Here is an 18,847-nt window from a genome sequence, read left to right on the forward strand (position 1 = left end):
AAACAAACTAGATTTTAGATCAGTGATTTTTCTAATTAAGAGGACCTAATCCAAGTTTTCATTCTCTGACTTGATCGGTAAAAACTTCTAGAGATCAGTCTGGTCCCTTGGTGTTAGAATCAGCACCGATATCAGGCGGAAGAATCTATATATAATTCAATCTCCAGGATACCCCGGTTGAACCTGGGTAAGACAAAATGAATTCAAAAATACTCTCCTTTTCTTTTTGCACTTATCGAATGCTTTTAGGGGTTCGCTATGATTTTATCAGAGCCCAGAAGGAAGCAGGTTTCTGATCTTATCCCTAGGTATCATGCTGGTTAGTAAAAAACTTCTTATGTCGAAGGGAATCAAAGTTCCTAAACCAGAATGAAAACATTGTAACTTAAAAATCTGCAAAACATATTGCCTCAATAAAAGCATGAATGCTGGATCCATCTCTATATGACAAGGCCTAAAATAAATTAGAGCCTATTCTCATGAGTGACTGACTAAACCATTCTCAAGTGACCAGACGATTTTTCCACCCACGATGGTCATGGTGGCACGGCCTTTAAGCTGGTGCTCATGGAAAGGTGTGTTTCTAGCTTTAGACAAGAACTGGTGTTTGTCCACCGTCCATTCTAAATCAGGATCTAAGACCGTAATATCTGCATCAGATCCAACCTTGAGCGTTCCTTTATGAAGGCCGCATAGATCTGAAGCCACGATCGTCATGCGACGTATCATTTCATGAAGGCTTATAATCTTGGCATGAACCAGGTATTTTAGGTAGATCCCTACTTCCGTTTCAAGGCCAAGAATACCAAAAGGAGCATCATCTAATTCCACTTCTTTTTCAAACTCGCAATGTGGCGCATGATCACTTGCTAAATATTCGATGGTGCCATCCCCTACTCCTTCAATGAGTGCATCAATGTCAGCTTGTGTTCTCAAAGGAGGATTCATTTTGAAATTGCTATCGTATGTTTTGAGACATTCATCTGTCAGAACAATGTGATGCGCACAAATCTCACCTGAAATAGGAATACCTCGAGCTTTAGCTTGTCTTAAAATGCGTACTGAACCTGCTGCAGAAAGATGCTGACAGTGAATATGGGCTCCTGTTAGCTCCGCAAGCATTGCATTGCGCGCTACTATAATTTCCTCCGCTATATTGGGCCACCCCTTCAAACCCAGAACAGTTGACCAATAGCCCTCATTCATGACTCCGCCATTCGATAAATCGGCATCCTGGCAGTGATCCATAATGGGAAGATCAAACATCGTGGCGTATTGGAGTGCTCTTCGCATCAAATCATTGTTTTGAATACACTTACCATCATCAGTAATTGCTACAACACCAGCGGATTTAAGCTGTCCGATAGGAGAAAGAAACTCTCCAGCCATGTCTTTGGAAATACAGCCCGTTGGGAAAACATTTACCACTGCGAGCTGGGCAGCTCTTTGTTTAATCCAAGCAATAGTGTCAGGACCGTCAGCTACCGGATTTGTATTAGGCATGGCAACGACCGATGTAAAACCTCCGGCTGCTGCCGACCATGAACCAGTCTGAATTGTTTCTTTTGCTCCTTGCCCAGGTTCCCTTAAATGAACGTGTATGTCTATAAGCCCAGGACAGACAATTTTTCCCGACACATCGATGACATCAGGTTGCTCTGACAAGGTTCTCACTACCTTGCTGTCACAAATATACAGGTCTCTTTTTTCATCAACTCCCTGTGAAGGGTCAATAACGCGACCACCTTTAAGCACTAGAGCATTCATTTACTCGTTCCCTTCCTAGCATCCTCTTTGATCTTAGGAAGTTGCCCCCCACTTAACAAAAACATCACGGCCATACGAACAGCCAAACCATTGGTCACCTGGTCTAGAATCACAGAGTTCTCACAATCTGCTAACTCGCTTGAAATTTCAACACCTCTATTAATAGGTCCAGGATGCATGATAAGAACGTCTGGCTTGCAGCGTTTAAATCGCTCCATATTTAGGCCAAAAAGTTTTGTATACTCTCCAAGTGAAGGAAATAAGGTTGCTTGCTGGCGCTCTTGCTGAATTCTTAAGAGGTTAATAGCATCCGCTTCGGGCAAGACCTCATCTAAGTTATGACAAACGTCTACTCCGACTTCTCTGAAAACCTCGGGAAGCAAAGTAGTGGGTCCAACTAGTGTAACCCTTGCTCCAAGCTTAAGCAGCGCCCATATATTAGAGCGGGCAACTCTACTAAAAAGAATATCTCCTAAAATAATGAAGTGTTTGCCCTTAAGATCTCCTAGCTTCTCTCTAGCAGTAAATACATCTAACAACGCTTGTGTAGGATGCTCATGTGGTCCATCACCAGCATTTATAACAGATGCCTGAAGCCTTTCTGCTAAAAACAAAGCAGCCCCTGGAGACTTATGTCTTAATATAATAAAGTCCGCATTAAGAGCTTGTAAATTGAGAGCCGTATCTTTGAGGGTTTCCCCCTTAGTAAAACTACTCACACTCTTTTCTATACTAATAACATCCGCACTAAGCCGTTGAGCGGCTAATTCAAAGCTACAGCGTGTCCGAGTACTTGGTTCGACAAATAAATTAACAACTGTTTTACCGCGTAAAGATGGGACCTTTTTAATAGCTCGCGAAATAATTTCTTTAAAAGAGGCGGTGGTATCTAATAAGATCAACAATTCTTCACTTGATAGATCACTAATGGCTAGGAGGTCCTTCTTGGCCCACTTCATAACTCTGTCCTTTCCAAAAGTACATTATCCTTGCCGTCTATCTCCTCAAGTTGAACGAGGATGCGTTCATTGTGTGCAGTGGGAATATTCTTACCAACATAATCTGCTCGTATGGGAAGCTCTCTATGCCCTCTATCAACGAGTATAGCTAAGCGAATAGCCTTTGTTCGACCCAAATCGATCATGGCATTCAGTGCCGCTCTCACTGTACGGCCCGTGTATAAAACGTCATCTACCAAGACGACTATCTGATCCTCGATATTGAATGGAATTTCGGTACCTTTTGGTAAAACCAACTCTTCTTGAATATCATCACGATGAAATGTGATGTCTAGTTCTCCCACTTCATGCACGGTGCGCTGGGGGTCAAATTTGGAAACAAGATCCCGTAATCTTTTTGCTATAGGGACCCCTCTGGTGTGCAGTCCAATGAATCCAATAGGTATATCGCCAGGATTTTGTTCGATTATTTCATGGGCAATACGATTTAGACATCGACGCAAGCCGTGTTCATCCAAGATAACGTTTTCCGACATTTAATTCTCCCTTTACAGCCTCACTGGACTGTATTAAAGGTCAGTTGCTAGACATACCATTTACTTGCTGTTCTCAACTGAACTCGCCTGTCTTTTATTTCGCCAAAGAGCTCGATGTTTAACGATCCAATCAAGAAGCGCTTTTTCAAATCCAATATCATGGCCTAACTTTTCACTTTCGAGCCACTTATGCCTCAATATTTCTTCTCTCTCTGCCAAAAATTCGCGGTATAAAGCGGAATTTTTAAAATAACTTTCTGGATCGCTAGACTCGTTATTCATGAAAACCTACACGTGAATTTAACCCGGAAGCTACTGCTGTCAACATCATAAAAATCTTGCGATTTTAACAACCATTTATAGAAACTCCTATTTTTTAAAATATTTAAGCTTCACTTAACATAATCAGTTGATTATTCGTAAAAACAAGAGACTCAGGCTATCAATCGAAAGTTGCTTTTTTCGTTCGTTTTGGCAATTACCCAACAAAAAACACGTAAACGTATTGATTTTGCGTTTATTTATCCTCTTTTACACGTACTTACTTAGGGCATGCAGTCCTGGATCTTAATGGACCACTCATCCCATCTCTTAGAATTGCTAAGTAGGCTACATGAATCTCATGACAATCCAGAATGTTCTGTCGACAACATGAGTTCTTATCTGCAATTATGCTGAAAAAGTGATACTGCAGAGGTGATTCGATGTTTCTCGGGGCTCAAACTTTTACCGATCTCCTTCATTTTCTATGACATCGTCCTTTTTCATATGAAAAAGATCCTCTTTGTTCTTTCAGATCTTTGAAAGATTTTATATTTTCATCAAAATGCCTCAACTTATTACTGGCCTGACCTCCATTACCTTTCGCCAATCAAAACCACAAGAAATCATCTCTCTAGCTCAAAAGGGCAATCTCCTAGCAATTGAATGGGGAGGTGATATACACGTTCCGCATGGCCACCTTAAAACAGCCAAGGAGGTCAGTAAACTCACCAAGGAAGCAGGACTTAGAGTTTCATCTTATGGCTCTTATTATCAAATAGGAGTGAGTGACTCACAAGGCCTGAATTTCTCTAAAGTTCTGGATACTGCATGTGAACTCTCCGCTCCAACTTTACGAGTTTGGGCAGGTTCGCAGAGCTATGCAAATGCCAAGGATTCACAAAAAAAATGGATATACGATGAAACACGTCAAATTTGTGAAGTTGCCGAACAAGCGGGAGTAACTCTTGCCGTAGAATATAGAGATAACACACTTAATGATTCGCTTGAGGCTGCTCTAGATTTTTTAGATCAAGTTAATCACCCGAACTACAAAACCTACTGGCAACCACAAGCCAAAAACACTCTTGAAGAGTGTGTAGAAGAACTTGAGAGTCTAGTCTATTCTTTATCTAACGTTCATATCAATTCCATTGATTACCAAACCGGAGAAAGGCAAGCTTTGGATGAGGCTTCAGAGCTTTGGACTCGCTGCTTTAATGAACTTCTCACCAGTGATCAGTTACATTATCTTCTATTAGAGTTCGTAAAAGATAAGTCTCCTGATCAATTTTTGGAAGATTGTAAGACCTTGCATCGACTGCTTGAAGAACTGGAAATCAGTCTCTAATGTCGGCTCCATATGCTGGAGTTTAGTAGATATTTTGGATCACGCGATAACCAATCGGCCCTCGAAAAAGGATTAGCACTAGCGCCAAGATTTGATGATCAAGGCCTTATTCCAGTTATCACGACGGATTACTATACAGGCGTTCTGCTCATGCAAGCTTACATGAATGCAGAGGCACTTTGTAAAACCGTAAGGATCAAGCAAGCCGTATATTATAGTCGCAGTCGAAAAGAACTCTGGCACAAAGGGGCTAGTTCAGGGCAATATCAAATTGTCAAAGAAATACGAGTAGACTGTGATCAAGATAGCATTTGGCTAAGAGTTGAGCAGCAAGGAGGAGGAGCCTGTCATGTCGGCTACCCTTCCTGCTTCTACCGCACCGTTGTTTTGGAGACTCCAGAGCTAGATAAGCCCATAGCGCTCAAGATGAATCAGCACCCTGCCATGTAATCTAATCCTCTGCATTTATTTTGCGGCATCTTTTAGCTCGTAGCCAATCTGCTAGAGCAAATGGCGCATAGTAAATGAGAAAAAAAGCCAAACACAGCACTTCCATACTGAGTATATACCAAGGCCATGGGCCTAGGTAATCGAGCATGGAAGGATTGGCAGGTTTTGCCATAAGGTAACCATAATTTGCATCAATCAGCCAATTAATGCTTTGCACAAACATAAAGTAAACCTGGCATCCAAGAAAAGCTTTCCACAAAGAACTCCAGGTGGGTCTCCACCTCATACCGTAGGTCAAAAAGATCACTACTGCAATCAGTCCAGAATGGGAAACAAAGAAACAGATAAAGCGCAAATGTGGAAAACTCTCATTTAAATCCGGTGTCATGACAGCATTAATGGTTCCGGTAAGAGCCCAAAAAAAAGTCAGTTCATATGTTAGATGCCAACGAAAAATAAGGGTAAGAACAGCAGTTAGCGTTGCCCAATCACAAAGGTGCAAAGGAAGCCCATTTTGTAGGCTTAATACTCCTTGTTCCCACGTCCACCAAAGTTGAATAAACTTATTGATAACAAAGACCGCTGCCCATCCATAACAGATGTTTTTGCAAACTTTGGAGTGAATTCCTTGAGTGCTGGCACGAACCCAATGCCCTAACCCAAATGGGATGACTATGGTTAAAATGATAACTATCCAGTGCTCGATGCCGAATATTGTAAAGTCACGCTGCATCCGGTTTTTTCTTAGAATGGCCGAGACTCATGAGATTTCTTTTCTGGTTGGCCTTGTCTCTGATGTTGATCATAATAATTGCTATCATGGTCACCACATTTAAGAGAGCCCCTAAAATAAACCATTTCTTAGCATTGCGATCAGTGCTTTGAGCCCAGATTGCCGCGACAGATGCATATAGAAAAAGAATGCCCGTCACCCATAGAGGTTTTTCTATTCTTCCCTCTAAGCGTTCGACTTTCTCCTCAAGAGCAGTTATCCTGTCCTTACTTACAGACGAATGTTTATTCTTTGATTTCCAGGGCTGCGCACTCCCTAAAACAGTCAAAGCTAGTAAAAAAGTAAGACAAACGAAGATTACCTTTGAGCTTATACGGTCCGGAAAGACTCTCATCTAGCAAGCAGCATTCTTAAGATAAACCTCACTTCCCTTATCTACAAATTCCTGGCTCTTTTCCTTCATACCCTCTTTTATTGAGTCTTGGGCTGTGATCCCTTTCTCAGCAGCATACTGCCGGACCTCTTCTGTAATCTTCATTGAACAAAAATGCGGCCCACACATTGAGCAGAAATGTGCCGCTTTTGCCCCATCCTGAGGCAATGTTTCATCATGAAACTGTAATGCGGTCTCAGGGTCTAATGACAAATTGAATTGATCTTCCCACCTGAATTCAAAACGTGCCTTGCTCAAGGCATTGTCGCGATACTGCGCTGCTGGGTGTCCTTTTGCTAAGTCCGCAGCGTGAGCAGCAATTTTATAAGCCATCACTCCATCCTTAACATCCTTCTTATTGGGCAACCCCAGATGTTCTTTGGGAGTCACATAACAAAGCATGGCACATCCGTACCAACCAATTAAAGCTGCTCCAATACCAGAAGTAATATGGTCATAGCCAGGTGCTATGTCAGTAGTTAAAGGTCCAAGTGTATAAAAAGGAGCTTCATGACACCACTCTAACTGCTTTTCCATGTTCTCTTGAATCATATGCATAGGAACATGTCCCGGACCTTCGCACATCGCTTGCACACCATGCTTCCATGCAATCTTCACTAAGTCCCCCTGGACTTTTAGTTCACCAAACTGTGCTTCATCATTCGCATCGGCAATAGACCCGGGACGTAATCCATCTCCTATCGAAAAACTTACATCATACATCGCCATAATTTCACATATCTCATTCCAATGGGAATATAAGAAATTTTCTTGGTGATGTGCTAAACACCATTTTGCCATAATCGAACCACCACGGCTCACAATTCCTGTCATTCTTCCCGCTGTCATGGGTATAAAGCGGAGTAGCACACCTGCGTGAATGGTAAAATAATCAACACCTTGTTCAGCTTGTTCGATGAGGGTATCGCGGTAAATATCCCAAGTGAGCTCTTCAGCCTTACCATTTACTTTTTCAAGCGCCTGGTAAATGGGAACCGTTCCGATAGGAACTGGAGAATTTCTGATTATCCATTCGCGAGTCTCATGGATGTTTTTACCAGTTGAGAGATCCATGACTGTATCCGCTCCCCATAAAGTGGACCACCGCATCTTTTCTACTTCCTCTTCAATAGAAGATGCTACGGCACTGTTACCAATGTTGGCGTTAATCTTAACAAGAAAGTTGCGACCAATAATCATAGGCTCTAGCTCGGGGTGATTGATGTTGCTAGGTATAATAGCGCGACCTTTGGCGACTTCATCACGGACGAATTCCGGGGTAATTTCATCAGGAATTTCCGCACCAAACGGCTGCCCAGGATGTTGAAGATTGACTTGATGACGAACTCCATTTTTGCCAAAAGCTTCTGGCTCACGCATAGCAAGCGTTTCTTTAGCCGCCTGTAGTTTAGTATTTTCTCGAATGGCTATGAATTCCATTTCCGGAGTGACAATGCCTTGACGTGCGTAATGCAACTGAGTAACTGGAGCATTTTTATAGTCCTTTGCTCTCAATGGTTTTCTCTTCAGTCCTGGATACTTTTCTAAGCGATTTTTGCGTTTGTCGCTCTTCGCTGCATAGGCTTCATGTCCTTCTGTGAGGTAACCATTGTCCTCTGGCTTTACTTTCCTGCCTTCATACTCTTGAACATCGCCACGCTGTAAAATCCATTCTCTTCTAAGAGCAGATAGACCTTTCTTAACATCGCCAGAATAAGATTCATCTCCCCAAGGTCCGCTTGTATCATAGATGCGTACCGAATCATTAGGCTCTATTTTGCCGAATGGCGTTTTCGTAGGGCTTAGCTCAACTTCGCGAAAAGGAACCCGAACCCCAGGCTGGCTCCCTTCCACATAGACCTTTTTTGACTTAGGGAAATGGACATTTTGGCTGTGCTCAACATCTTCACTCTTTGCAATCATACTTACTTCCAATCATTTGTATGACGGGATTAGCCGGGAAAATCGACCGTAAAGACAGCCTTAAATGAACAATTAGTGCACCTATTTTTCCTACGACGGCATGACCCGCATCAGGTTCAAAGGGTCATTTGGCGATCAACCAAAAATCTCAGCCTGCAGCGGCAGACCCCCCACTCATTGGGACTTTAAAAAAACTCCAACTAAAGCTCAACAAAAAAGATTTAATGATCTGTGTAAAATCTCGGCCTCAAGGAACATACTGTCTACTGGAAGTGTTACCTTTTTGAGACTCATGTACCAGCTCTTTTTTGATTGGTGGTCCGTGCGCTTGATCCCTTCGCCTTCGCTTACTTTTAAGATCTACACTCAGACGATGCAATGGATACATCTCCGTCAAATCTCTTTTTCTCGTACCTCAACCTTTTATGCATCTCGTTCAACTTCTGTAAGATCATCAGAAGTTAAGGAGGGTGAAACACTCACTATTCAAAGAAGCCTTCACTTGGTGCCAATGGTTGCATCTCAAACTGTCTGTAGAAAGCAGCTATTGCGCCATGACGTTCTGCAATACTACCTTCATACAAAACCGTAACTGCCTTTGATTGGCCTTCTTTAATACCAAAACCGTTAAACCAAACAGCACCACCCCAAACCCCTGTTTTACCAAAAACTCGAGTACCCTTTATGGCAGAAGGCCACTCCATAACCTTAAGAACCTGCTGATGAACAGCGGGACTACTTGTTATCTGGCCTCTCATCATTTCTTTAATGAAACGATGCTGAGCTTCTGCATTTACTTTGAGATCTCCACCCTTTTTAGCATCTTGCCATTTACCCTTAAGCCAATCATCCGCTATCTCCGTTGCAGATATATTTGATTTACGTATATATGTCGCCAACTCTGCTTCGCCAATTTTCCTTGATAACCATGTAAAATAATCATTGCTCGAATAATACATCGCTTCATGTAAGTTGATCTCCCGAGGCGTATCAGGAACGTGCCCATCTTTTACTCTGTGTAAAGTAGTAGCAGATACCTTACCTTCTTCTATTCCGGCCCAAGAGATTATGATTTTAAAAGTAGAAGCCGGACTAACCATACGTGTAAGTTGTTTCTTATTACCGCTTACTTTTGGCATAACGTCCTGATTCACGGACTGAAGGATGACGAAATCACCTCTTTTTGCTTCTAGCTTCTCATAAACCATAATGAAAAACGCCAAGGTAGAAATAGCACAAGGCATAAAGGTACTAGATCTATAAAAAATTTTCATAAACCAATCCTCATGATGTCTTAAGTATCTACAGTATTTTATGGCTTTCGAAAGACTGAAATCCAAAAATGTGAATATCTAAATGCTTTTTTATTGCGAGAAAATTTTAAGTGTTAAGTATTAGTTTCCCCGTTGTTTACGAATCTTGCATGAAAAAAATTGTTTATCTAGTGGCTAATGGCGACTCGTGTCAGTCTGCCAATCAATATGCAGAGGCGCATCAAGTTGCTATTGAACAACAGCTTTCGGAAATTTTACACAAGGAAGGTTATAAGACCAAGCGTGCTCACTCATTTGATCGTACTAAACAACATGGGTTCATTGATAGCCAACACTATGGATTGGAAGTCTTTCGTTCTATCCCGCGCGAGGCACCCGTTATCCTTGTTTCAACTATCTTACAATGCTCTCAGCACATTATCAGCGCAGTATACGATCGCGAAATTAACCTGCTAACCTTTTCCCTTTGGGATGGCATGTCGCAGGGCCTTCCCGCTATGTTGGAACTTAATGGAGCACTCAAACGCTCTTCCATTAAATTCAATACCCTTTGGACAGACGACCTTCATAACCCAGTCTTTCAATCCAAACTCTCATTGTGGTTACAGAGTGGTAAGATTAAGCATTCCACTCCACATACTAGGCAGTTTAGGAATAAAACTATTCCCAAGCTAACGCGCAAAATGGGTGAAGAGATGGCTCGTGAGCTTAAAACTGATAAAGCGATTATGGGGATCGTCAATGAAGGTTGGAAAGGTGGTTGCCAAACGATTGTACCTGATCACCTGCTATGCGCCTCAGGCATTTTTAAGGAAAGACTTAGCCACTTAACCTTTCATCATGAAATAGATAGGGTCTCGGAGCCAGAAGCAAAGCGCGTGCTTCTATGGCTAAAAAAAAGAGGCCTTCCAATTACTCTGGATACCAACGGAACAAATAAAAAAAATGGTGCTGCACCCATTGATTATAAAGAGCAAACAAATGGCAACGGTCACTACAAACAAGATACTCTATTTCAACAAGCCAAATACTATGTGGCAGCTGTTCGCTTAGCACATAAATACGGTTGTTCATCTATAGGTATCCAAAATAGACCCCATACGCCTGCTCAGGATCAGAAAATAGAATTTTTCGAATCTTTACTCAATAACGTCGATCGACCACCAGTCTATCGCATTGGCACTCGTAAAGAACTCTTTTCCGGCCAAGCGCTGCCTTACTTTACGCAAGCCGATGAGTTCGCTGGTTTTGACTCTATCGTTACGAACAAAGTATGGAACCGATTGGGCTTTGCTCCAGAAACTTGGTCTTACAATATATTTTGGGGTCTGCACATTGAGGACCAAGAAACCATGACCTTTGTATGGATACTTACTTGTCATGGCACCCCACCACCCTCGCACCTCCAAAGCAATTTTGCTGCTTGCTACCTAGATGAAAAGCAAAAGGGTAAGTCAGTCCACTTAACTTGTAAAGCAGGCTGGGGAGTTTGGAGTAATATCTATTTTGAGGATGATCGCCTTCGCGCTGATCTAGGGCTTATTCAAATCCCCTTATTGACGAAGAAACAATATCAGTCTATGGAGGCCCTTGTTCCCAAAGACCACTCCTACATGCCCGCCGCACTGCCCGGCATCACAAGAGATCAGATGTTGGCACGCCATCGATCCAGACGTGTTCAGATCGGTTATGCTCCTACACGAGAAGATGCTACTCGAGCATTAAGAGTCAAGGGCGTTGCCTTGCAAAAACTTGGCTTAAAAGTTACTATTTGCGGGCGTTTCTAATTATTAATTATGGATAAGCCGAGTTTAATCCGTATGATCCATAAAAGTTGAACGAGATACCTAAACGCATGAGCCAAAGCGAAAAGAAAGTCGAGGAAAGTGTCTCAATCGTACTCTCAGAGCGTAGCTCTTATGAACAAACTAAAGCCAAGCCATTAGCTGCGCAGAGTGCCCGATCAGCAGTGGTGTGGACATATATCTTAAAAGCTAGTCCCTCTGCCAGACTTAATGTTTCTCGGAGCCAAAATCTTGCAAAGACTTTTAGGCCTCTAATGCGTCTTCCTAGATTCAACTTAGTTGGTATGTTGAGAATCGTCCCCCTATCACTGCCTTTATTCCTCACCACATTGACAACACCAAGTCTTTCTGCAGAGGCCCCCACCCTTTCCTATGAAGTTGTTCGTAAGTATCCACATGACTCCTCGAGCTTTACTCAAGGACTAGAAATGCATCAAGGTCGACTGTATGAAGGAACAGGCCTACGTGGAAGATCTGCTCTTTATTGTATCAATCTAACCACTGGAAAAGCCTTAAACAAAGTCTATCTTAACCCTAAGTACTTTGGCGAAGGCATTACGATTTATGGAGACAGGCTCTTCCAACTTACATGGACTTCTGGGAAGGCCATCGTTTATCGAGTGAGGGACTTCAAACCTATTGGTTCCTACAATTATCAAGGTCAAGGCTGGGGACTCACAAACGATAGCAAAATGCTTATCATGAGCAATGGTTCAGATTCCCTCTTTTTTAGAAACCCCAAATCTTTTGAGATTGAAAAAACACTTCAAGTCAAAGATGGAGAAAAGAAAATAACTCAACTTAATGAGCTCGAATGGATTAAGGGAAATATCTGGGCTAATATCTGGGGAACCAACAAAATTGCAATTATAGACCCTTCTAGAGGAAATGTTACTGCTTGGTTAGATCTAACAGATTTATTGAAACAAGCTATCAAAAAAGCATCATCACGCCCCATTGACGTGATGAACGGCATCGCCTACCGCGAAGCAAAAGACACCATTTTGGTCACTGGTAAATTCTGGCCATTACTTTTCGAAATTAAGACTGAATCTCCTACTAGCCCCAGTCCTGAATGACAAATCCAGAAGACAATTTATTCGCTTAGCATGCAATTATCGTTATGATAATAAATTTGCTTTTTTGAATTAAGCTTATACGTTAGCAGATAGCAAAGATCCACTTAAACGAGTCGGCACTGGCCGCTAATTTTGGTACTAGCCGCTTCATTCCTATGGAAACATTACTGACCATTGCACAAGACCCGAATCAAGATACTCTCAAGCAACTGTCACATCATTACCATGTTTTGAATGTCAACAGTGTGGAAACAGCATCACAACTGATTGCACAAACAGCTTGCGACAGCATATTTGCGGATATTGACTTTCTTTCCTCGCCACTTATCGACTTCATACATAAAGTTCGGCGATACTACCCTTTCTTGCCCATCATCTGTCGGCATGAACAACAACATTCTCCACTTGCTTCTGAGCTCAGTCAAATTTCCTTTACCTACCTGATCCTAAAGGATGATACGGAACAGGATCTACGAGAGCTCTTAGAACACGCTCACAAACAATTATTACTCCAACAACTGGCCTTTGATTTACACACTCAGGCGACCGATAATCATCCTTTATCTCTAGTAGGTGAGTCTTTAATCCTAAGAAACCTTCGCAACAACGTCATACAGCTTGCAGCAAAAGAGGAGCCTATTCTCATATTGGGAGAGGAGGGCTCTGGTAAACAGCATCTCGCCCGCTATATCCACTCCTTGAGCTCCAAGTCCGATAATTTTTTAGTCACCGTAAAAGCCTCTGAACTAGAGATGCCTAATAGCTACGAAAAAATCTTTGGCTCCTATGACCAGAAGAAACAAGCTATTATTCCAGGCAAATTTGATTCTGCTCACTCTTCGACCTTACACATTCAAGACTTCCAAACGGCCTCGAAGGAAATCAAAGAAGCTCTTGTTCATTTCATCAGAGAAGGTTACATCTATCGAAAAAACTCTCCAATTCCCACTCCCTCTAATGCCTTAGTGTTAATTTCTGGAACTGCCGGTAGAGAAAATGACGAAGCTTACTCCGCGCTTAAAACCCTTCTAAGGCAAAATACCGTTCATACTATTCCTCTGCGTGAGCGCAAAGAGGATATCCCCATGCTGGCTTACAGCTTCCTTCAAGAAAAGCGTGGACAACATGAGGCAGCAAAAATGAATAATATCGACTCCAGAGCACTAGAGGACCTAAGGGCCTTTGATTGGCCTCTCAACCTAGACCAGCTAAGATCCGTCATAGATTACTGTTTACTCTTTAATACACAATGCCAAACTCTTTTACCAGGTATGCTTCCTCATTTCATCTACACCGACAAACGAGAGGTGTATAGTGACACTTCAGTCCTTTCGGGCTGTCCAGAAGGCCTAGAGGAAGAAGTGAACAAACTGCAAAAACGCCTCATTGTTCAAGCACTTAGCGAAGCAGGAGGACGACAAGTTCATGCTGCACGCCTTCTCAAAACCACTCCGAGAATTCTCAATCATCGCATCAAACAGCTCGACATACAAACCGTTGCCAAGTAAGTCTAGTAGTCTCACATTATTCCTAATATTTTTAGAATGCTTGGTATTAATCAGTCGCAAAGACATCGGTTCAACTATTTCCTCACCCGGCTTGCTCTAAGAATAGTTCTTCCTATCCTATCAAGCCCTAAAACCATAGGAGCTTTCTCCTTAGGAAAAGGGCCTGTTCTCCTGGCAGGCAACCACATAAGCCATTTCGACCCACCTTTTCTATGCCGAGCTTTTCCTCAAAAAGTGGATTTTATGGCTATGAAGGAACTATTTAGTCACCCTCTTGCTCGAAGTTATTTTATGGGTAACGATGTCTTTCCAGTTGACCGTCATAGGGCAGATTCATCTGCACTAAAAGAATGTGTCAAACGACTCAAGCGTGGCCATATCGTTTGCATGTTTCCGGAGGGAGGACTTCGGAGCGGACAAGACTCCGTCTTAGAAGGCAAGCCTTTACCACCTGGAGCTGGAGCTGTAGCTCACCTTGCAGAATGTCCTGTTCAGCCTTTTATTATTGTTGGAACAGATCAACTCTATCGCTGGCAAAATGTCTTACAACGCCCATCCGTCTACGTGGTGCTCGGCACCAAACTCATCCTCAATGAACAGCTTCCTTCTAAAGAAGCAAGGCTTGACCTTGACCATAGGTTGGAAAAGGCTATCAAACAGCTCTATCAAAATCTCATCAAGAACGAAAACTTGACCTCCGAAATTCTACCTAAGACAGCCCAAGAAAGATGGGGACAAACTTCTGATAGCCCGATAAAGTAACCTTGCATGATGCTGTCTTTTCTTCACGACACTTGGTCACAAGTCACTGATGGCCTTTCCTTTGGAATGATCAATGTCCTACAATCAAGATGTCGCGCTGGTAAACACTCACGCCAAGATTTCCTTGATTACGTCGAGCAATGGGAGAATCAGAGTCTGGAACAGTACTATGCTCTACCTTCAAATTTAAAACCTATTGATTTTCCTAACCAAGGATCTTACGAGCAATCTTCACCCATGCCTTGCGAACTCACAGAAAATAACCACCTTCATGCAGACATCTGGTTAGGACCTAAAGGATGGGAATCTCCTGCCATGTTTATGCTTCATGGTGTTATGTCCGTAAGTGACATCGGCTATCGTATGTGGGCTAAGAAATTGAATAGCTTAGGTTGGAGTGCTATCTTCTTTCATCTTCCCTACCACTATAGTCGCAACCCTAAAGGCTGTCTAAGTGGTGAAATCGCTTTCAGTGCCAACCTTATCCGAACAGCCGAGGGCATTCGTCAAGCAGTCGTGGAACTACGCCACGTTTGCCGCTCACTAAAAGTAATAGGCGTGCCCTTTATTGGATTGTGGGGAACTAGTTACGGAGGATGGATCTCATCCTTACTTATTTTGTTGGAGGATACTATATCTACTACTTGGTTACTGGAGCCCATTACAGATATCGACCATGCTATTTGGCGATCTCCAGCAGCATTCACCATGCGACAACAGTTGCGCCGCGAAAATATTACTCAGGAAGATATCAACCGGATCTTACGCCTCTTCTGCCCTTCTTATCACAAACCTTTACTAGAGCATAAGCACATCTTACTTATTGCAGGAAAATTCGATCTCATTGCCCCACCGAAAAGCATCCAAAAACTACACACCAAGTGGAAAGGTTCACATTATGCAGAATTTCGCCAAGGACATATTGGCTACCAACTCATGCCAGAATCTCTACGCTTAGCACAGAAACTTATGCCTGACTTATTTCACTTTGGGCCCTGACACAGTAAGCCCCTAAAAGTTGACCTTGTGGAAATAGGGAGCTTGGATGAGTAGAGTGAAGGGAAAGTTTAAGTGCGCGTGACACCAATCCGTATAAAGTAGAGACATGAGCATTAATAAGGAATGTTTCAAGTGAGTTGCTTTTAACTACCTGTATTCGGGGCCTTAGCTTTTTTTGCAGTAACAGCTCATTATTTAAATCCACTATCCCCGTGCAAATATATTCTAACCCTATTGCTATCGGTCTTTTCGAAGAACATCACCTTTGCATCATCATGATAAAATTCTGGAATAGCAGCAAATTTACATGTGTGAGAACCTTCAATAAATATGACCTCATCCTCACTTCGGTAACTTCCAGTAGGATCTAATGTCCACCAGGATAATCTGGTTCCTAATGCATCACGACGCCTGACTAAAGCTTTAACCTGCACAGATGAGATTGGAATAATATCAAAAGACTTTTCCTCAATAGCGTCACTGGTTGTTAAATGAGTATAACTAGTCCAATCATCACCATCCCACATTATGTGATAAGCCTGATCGTTATAATATTGAAAAACGATATGAGGAATACCATTTTGATCAGATCAGCAAATGATACCGCTAACTTCATAGTTCTTGGGGTTAGTGCTTTTTACCTTTGTGCGTTTCTTAGATTGTTTCAAGTTTAGAGGTATCTTCGAATTAAGATTTTTACCTTCGACATTATACCACGAATCAGATGTTGTATCTAAGTACATATAATATATATTCTGGCGATAGTTCCCTGATCCTCCCGGATGATAATTGTAGACACAATCGATTACATCGCCATTTACACTAAACCATGCATACCATGTATCAACATAACTATGTTTTAAAATGGAAACTTCTCCACTCCAACTAATACCATTGTCAGTAGACTTCTGATAGGACCAATCGCTATGATGATTACCATGTCTACAGAAAAGGTAAATATCACCATTAGTCACTTTCATAAATTGAGGGTAGGTGGCGTACACAGAAATTTGACCAGTGGACCCACCCCCAGGTGCTGAATTCTGCCGTGTCCAATCGCTATCGTCATAGCCAATATCTTCCGGAAAATTAGATACTAAGTGTTTCAGCTCTCCATCACTATAACCACCAAATTTATTTGATCCAGCAAGCCCTATGGTTCCTCCGTGTCCACCAAAGACAACATGAATGTAACCTTCATCATCTACAACAATGGAAGGTTTGCCATGTAAATCACTATTAGGGAGTGGATTATTACCAATCCTCACAGGCCCACGCCAAACCCCGGTGATATGATTATAACTACAAACACTTGGATCGTTGTTATTCATATCAGATCCTTGATATGCAATATAAGTAACACCGTTATGATAATGCGAATTAGGATGAGGATAAGTCACATCAAATGGCTTCTTATAACCATTATCCACAAAATAATCTACTGCAGCACCTATATGATGCATTGACATTAACCCCAATAGACACAAACTTTTTAATAGTAAGCAGCTAATATTCATCTTCTCAGTTTTCTCCAAGTTATTCTCTTTCCTTGTTTACTTATTTTTGTCAGCCTATACTACGAGATGTATTGATAACAAGTCTTTGATAATAAGTCTGTTTCTTTTTAACTAACTTAAAAACTTCCATATCCATTTTAGGTTACCCAAAAACTTCTCTTTTCAGGTCACTGAAAACAGTAAGCTCTCCCCAATGAGCTCCCGACATCTTGCGAGCGCCACTACTTCGTTTTTCATAAGTAGAGGTGTTTGAAGTATCGAGTTGATAGTCTTTGGCCAGTTGAGCGACCTGCTCTTTCTTTTTGATAAACCACTCATTGACAAAGTCCTTACTACCAAGCACTGCTCCATCACTCATGTACCTGACCCGACATCGTAATACCTCTTGAAGTGATAACTTACCTCCTTGATCTATCACCTTCCTCACCTGCTTAGTGTCATAAGAAGCTATTGCCTTTTGTTCACCCGCCTTGGCTTTCACTTGTGCTTTGGTTACATGAGTGGCTTCTAAATAGAGTAACTTCCGATACTCTCTCTGTGTGGCATCCCACCTGACTCGATTGTAAATGGCCTTCAAACCAACTTGAGCTTGCTTACATCCTCCTACCGCCTGTCCGTAGCCAGACCAGCGATAATCCTTGGGATCAACGACAACCTTGGCTCTCACACTATTAAGATCAATATAAGCAGCCACTGCCTGTAGTGCTGCTTCACTATTTTCTACTAAAAGACTCTTGAATCTCTCGGCCCATACCGTTCCGTAGCGCCTCTTACCGCCATTCTCTTTGGCTGCACGAGAACGGTTATACCAAATGGTAAAGCGCTGTTTTAACTCCTTCATAAAGAAAGAAACATCCCCCATGCGTTTTAGGGCTTTCTCTCGTTCTTGATCAGCAAAGATTCCCCCTTGTTTCAACAATGATTCTAAACACTCTGCTTTCTTGGGCTGCCTGGGATACAAAAGAGCAAAACGACGAACTAATTCAGCATCGGAAATCTCCTTATCTAGTTGATCTAAAGGGACTCTGACTAAAACATGAAAATGATTACTCATAATGGTATAAGTAATGACTTCTACTCCGCAAAAGGCAGCAACCTGATAAATCTGCTTTCTAAGCACCTCTTTTTCGGTTTCTTTAAGTAGCCACATCCCACCGACACAGCGACTCATACAATGATAAACTGCTGTCGTATCCTCTACCTTAATTCGCGCGCTTCTCATTAACCTCCAAATTATAATCTAAGCAAGAGATGTCAATTCAAATATATAGGGACAGACCCTTTTAATTCCCTGACCCTTTTAATTCCCTTTTAATTCCCACTTCATGGATCGCTTACGCAGGAGTGACGTAAGCGTCAGATCTGGCGCCCTACGAAGAGGATGGCATAGGTAAAGTCGTAAAGGATAGTATAAGACATTACTGATGGAACAAGAGACAGAGATATTAAAAACTGATGTGCTTGGGCGTGTGACCTTACCCCCTCAAAAG

General features: G+C 42.1%; 18 protein-coding genes and 1 riboswitch. Of the genes, 7 read left to right on the plus strand and 11 right to left on the minus strand.

The genetic code is table 11. The features are described 5' to 3' along the window. Window positions 1–477: 477 nt before the first annotated feature. From AAGA18_14265 to AAGA18_14280, 4 genes are read right to left on the minus strand one after another with little or no spacing between them, the layout of a single operon-like run. Window positions 478–1,767, minus strand: a complete 1,290-nt coding sequence (locus AAGA18_14265) for a dihydroorotase (GenBank protein MEM9446506.1) — start codon at window positions 1,765–1,767, stop codon at window positions 478–480. After that, window positions 1,764–2,726, minus strand: coding sequence for an aspartate carbamoyltransferase catalytic subunit (locus tag AAGA18_14270; protein MEM9446507.1), 963 nt, complete (start codon window positions 2,724–2,726; stop codon window positions 1,764–1,766). The genes AAGA18_14265 and AAGA18_14270 overlap by 4 nt, the downstream gene beginning before the upstream one ends. Beyond that, the gene (gene pyrR / locus AAGA18_14275) at window positions 2,723–3,262 is read right to left on the minus strand and encodes a bifunctional pyr operon transcriptional regulator/uracil phosphoribosyltransferase PyrR (GenBank protein ID MEM9446508.1); all 540 of its coding nucleotides are present in this window, start codon (window positions 3,260–3,262) and stop codon (window positions 2,723–2,725) included. The genes AAGA18_14270 and pyrR overlap by 4 nt, the downstream gene beginning before the upstream one ends. Window positions 3,263–3,322: 60 nt before the next feature. Beyond that, on the minus strand, window positions 3,323–3,544 hold the full coding sequence (locus AAGA18_14280; GenBank protein ID MEM9446509.1) for a hypothetical protein: 222 nt from the start codon (window positions 3,542–3,544) through the stop codon (window positions 3,323–3,325). Window positions 3,545–4,088: 544 nt separating this feature from the next. Here AAGA18_14280 and AAGA18_14285 point away from each other — a divergent pair. Next, entirely contained in the window at window positions 4,089–4,874 is a 786-nt protein-coding gene (locus tag AAGA18_14285) for a TIM barrel protein (protein MEM9446510.1), read from the plus strand. A gap of 12 nt (window positions 4,875–4,886) precedes the next feature. Then, complete coding sequence (gene hisI, locus AAGA18_14290; protein MEM9446511.1) at window positions 4,887–5,324, plus strand: phosphoribosyl-AMP cyclohydrolase; 438 nt, start codon at window positions 4,887–4,889, stop codon at window positions 5,322–5,324. Between the two features lies 1 nt (window position 5,325). Here hisI and AAGA18_14295 read toward each other — a convergent pair whose 3' ends face one another. The 4 genes from AAGA18_14295 to AAGA18_14310 all read right to left on the minus strand — a co-directional run bounded on the left by AAGA18_14295 (window position 5,326) and on the right by AAGA18_14310 (window position 9,687). After that, the gene (locus AAGA18_14295; protein MEM9446512.1) at window positions 5,326–6,057 is read right to left on the minus strand and encodes a TIGR02206 family membrane protein; all 732 of its coding nucleotides are present in this window, start codon (window positions 6,055–6,057) and stop codon (window positions 5,326–5,328) included. After that, entirely contained in the window at window positions 6,047–6,451 is a 405-nt protein-coding gene (locus tag AAGA18_14300; GenBank protein ID MEM9446513.1) for a hypothetical protein, read from the minus strand. The genes AAGA18_14295 and AAGA18_14300 overlap by 11 nt, the downstream gene beginning before the upstream one ends. After that, entirely contained in the window at window positions 6,452–8,413 is a 1,962-nt protein-coding gene (gene thiC, locus AAGA18_14305; protein MEM9446514.1) for a phosphomethylpyrimidine synthase ThiC, read from the minus strand. Between the two features lie 69 nt (window positions 8,414–8,482). Next, a riboswitch (TPP riboswitch) is annotated at window positions 8,483–8,596 on the minus strand. Between the two features lie 299 nt (window positions 8,597–8,895). Beyond that, window positions 8,896–9,687 carry a penicillin-binding transpeptidase domain-containing protein gene (locus AAGA18_14310; protein ID MEM9446515.1) on the minus strand — a complete coding sequence of 264 codons (792 nt, stop codon included), beginning with the start codon at window positions 9,685–9,687 and terminating at the stop codon, window positions 8,896–8,898. A 149-nt stretch (window positions 9,688–9,836) separates the two neighbouring features. Here AAGA18_14310 and AAGA18_14315 point away from each other — a divergent pair, with 149 nt between their 5' ends. The 5 genes from AAGA18_14315 to AAGA18_14335 all read left to right on the plus strand — a co-directional run bounded on the left by AAGA18_14315 (window position 9,837) and on the right by AAGA18_14335 (window position 15,840). Then, window positions 9,837–11,474, plus strand: coding sequence for a hypothetical protein (locus AAGA18_14315; GenBank protein MEM9446516.1), 1,638 nt, complete (start codon window positions 9,837–9,839; stop codon window positions 11,472–11,474). A 68-nt stretch (window positions 11,475–11,542) separates the two neighbouring features. Further along, window positions 11,543–12,571, plus strand: coding sequence for a glutaminyl-peptide cyclotransferase (locus tag AAGA18_14320; protein MEM9446517.1), 1,029 nt, complete (start codon window positions 11,543–11,545; stop codon window positions 12,569–12,571). A 155-nt stretch (window positions 12,572–12,726) separates the two neighbouring features. Further along, window positions 12,727–14,079 carry a sigma 54-interacting transcriptional regulator gene (locus AAGA18_14325; GenBank protein ID MEM9446518.1) on the plus strand — a complete coding sequence of 451 codons (1,353 nt, stop codon included), beginning with the start codon at window positions 12,727–12,729 and terminating at the stop codon, window positions 14,077–14,079. Window positions 14,080–14,115: 36 nt separating this feature from the next. After that, window positions 14,116–14,841 (plus strand): lysophospholipid acyltransferase family protein, encoded by a 726-nt coding sequence (locus AAGA18_14330; protein ID MEM9446519.1) that lies wholly within the window; start codon window positions 14,116–14,118, stop codon window positions 14,839–14,841. A 6-nt stretch (window positions 14,842–14,847) separates the two neighbouring features. Next, window positions 14,848–15,840 carry a hypothetical protein gene (locus AAGA18_14335; GenBank protein MEM9446520.1) on the plus strand — a complete coding sequence of 331 codons (993 nt, stop codon included), beginning with the start codon at window positions 14,848–14,850 and terminating at the stop codon, window positions 15,838–15,840. 191 nt (window positions 15,841–16,031) lie between these two features. Here AAGA18_14335 and AAGA18_14340 read toward each other — a convergent pair whose 3' ends face one another. The 3 genes from AAGA18_14340 to AAGA18_14350 all read right to left on the minus strand — a co-directional run bounded on the left by AAGA18_14340 (window position 16,032) and on the right by AAGA18_14350 (window position 18,579). Further along, the gene (locus AAGA18_14340; protein ID MEM9446521.1) at window positions 16,032–16,367 is read right to left on the minus strand and encodes a hypothetical protein; all 336 of its coding nucleotides are present in this window, start codon (window positions 16,365–16,367) and stop codon (window positions 16,032–16,034) included. Between the two features lie 63 nt (window positions 16,368–16,430). Continuing rightward, entirely contained in the window at window positions 16,431–17,303 is an 873-nt protein-coding gene (locus tag AAGA18_14345) for a BNR-4 repeat-containing protein (protein MEM9446522.1), read from the minus strand. Between the two features lie 196 nt (window positions 17,304–17,499). After that, window positions 17,500–18,579 carry a transposase gene (locus tag AAGA18_14350; GenBank protein ID MEM9446523.1) on the minus strand — a complete coding sequence of 360 codons (1,080 nt, stop codon included), beginning with the start codon at window positions 18,577–18,579 and terminating at the stop codon, window positions 17,500–17,502. Window positions 18,580–18,847 lie beyond the last annotated feature (268 nt).

It is taken from the genome of Verrucomicrobiota bacterium (genome assembly GCA_039192515.1).
Taxonomy (GTDB): Bacteria; Verrucomicrobiota; Verrucomicrobiia; order Methylacidiphilales; family JBCCWR01; genus JBCCWR01.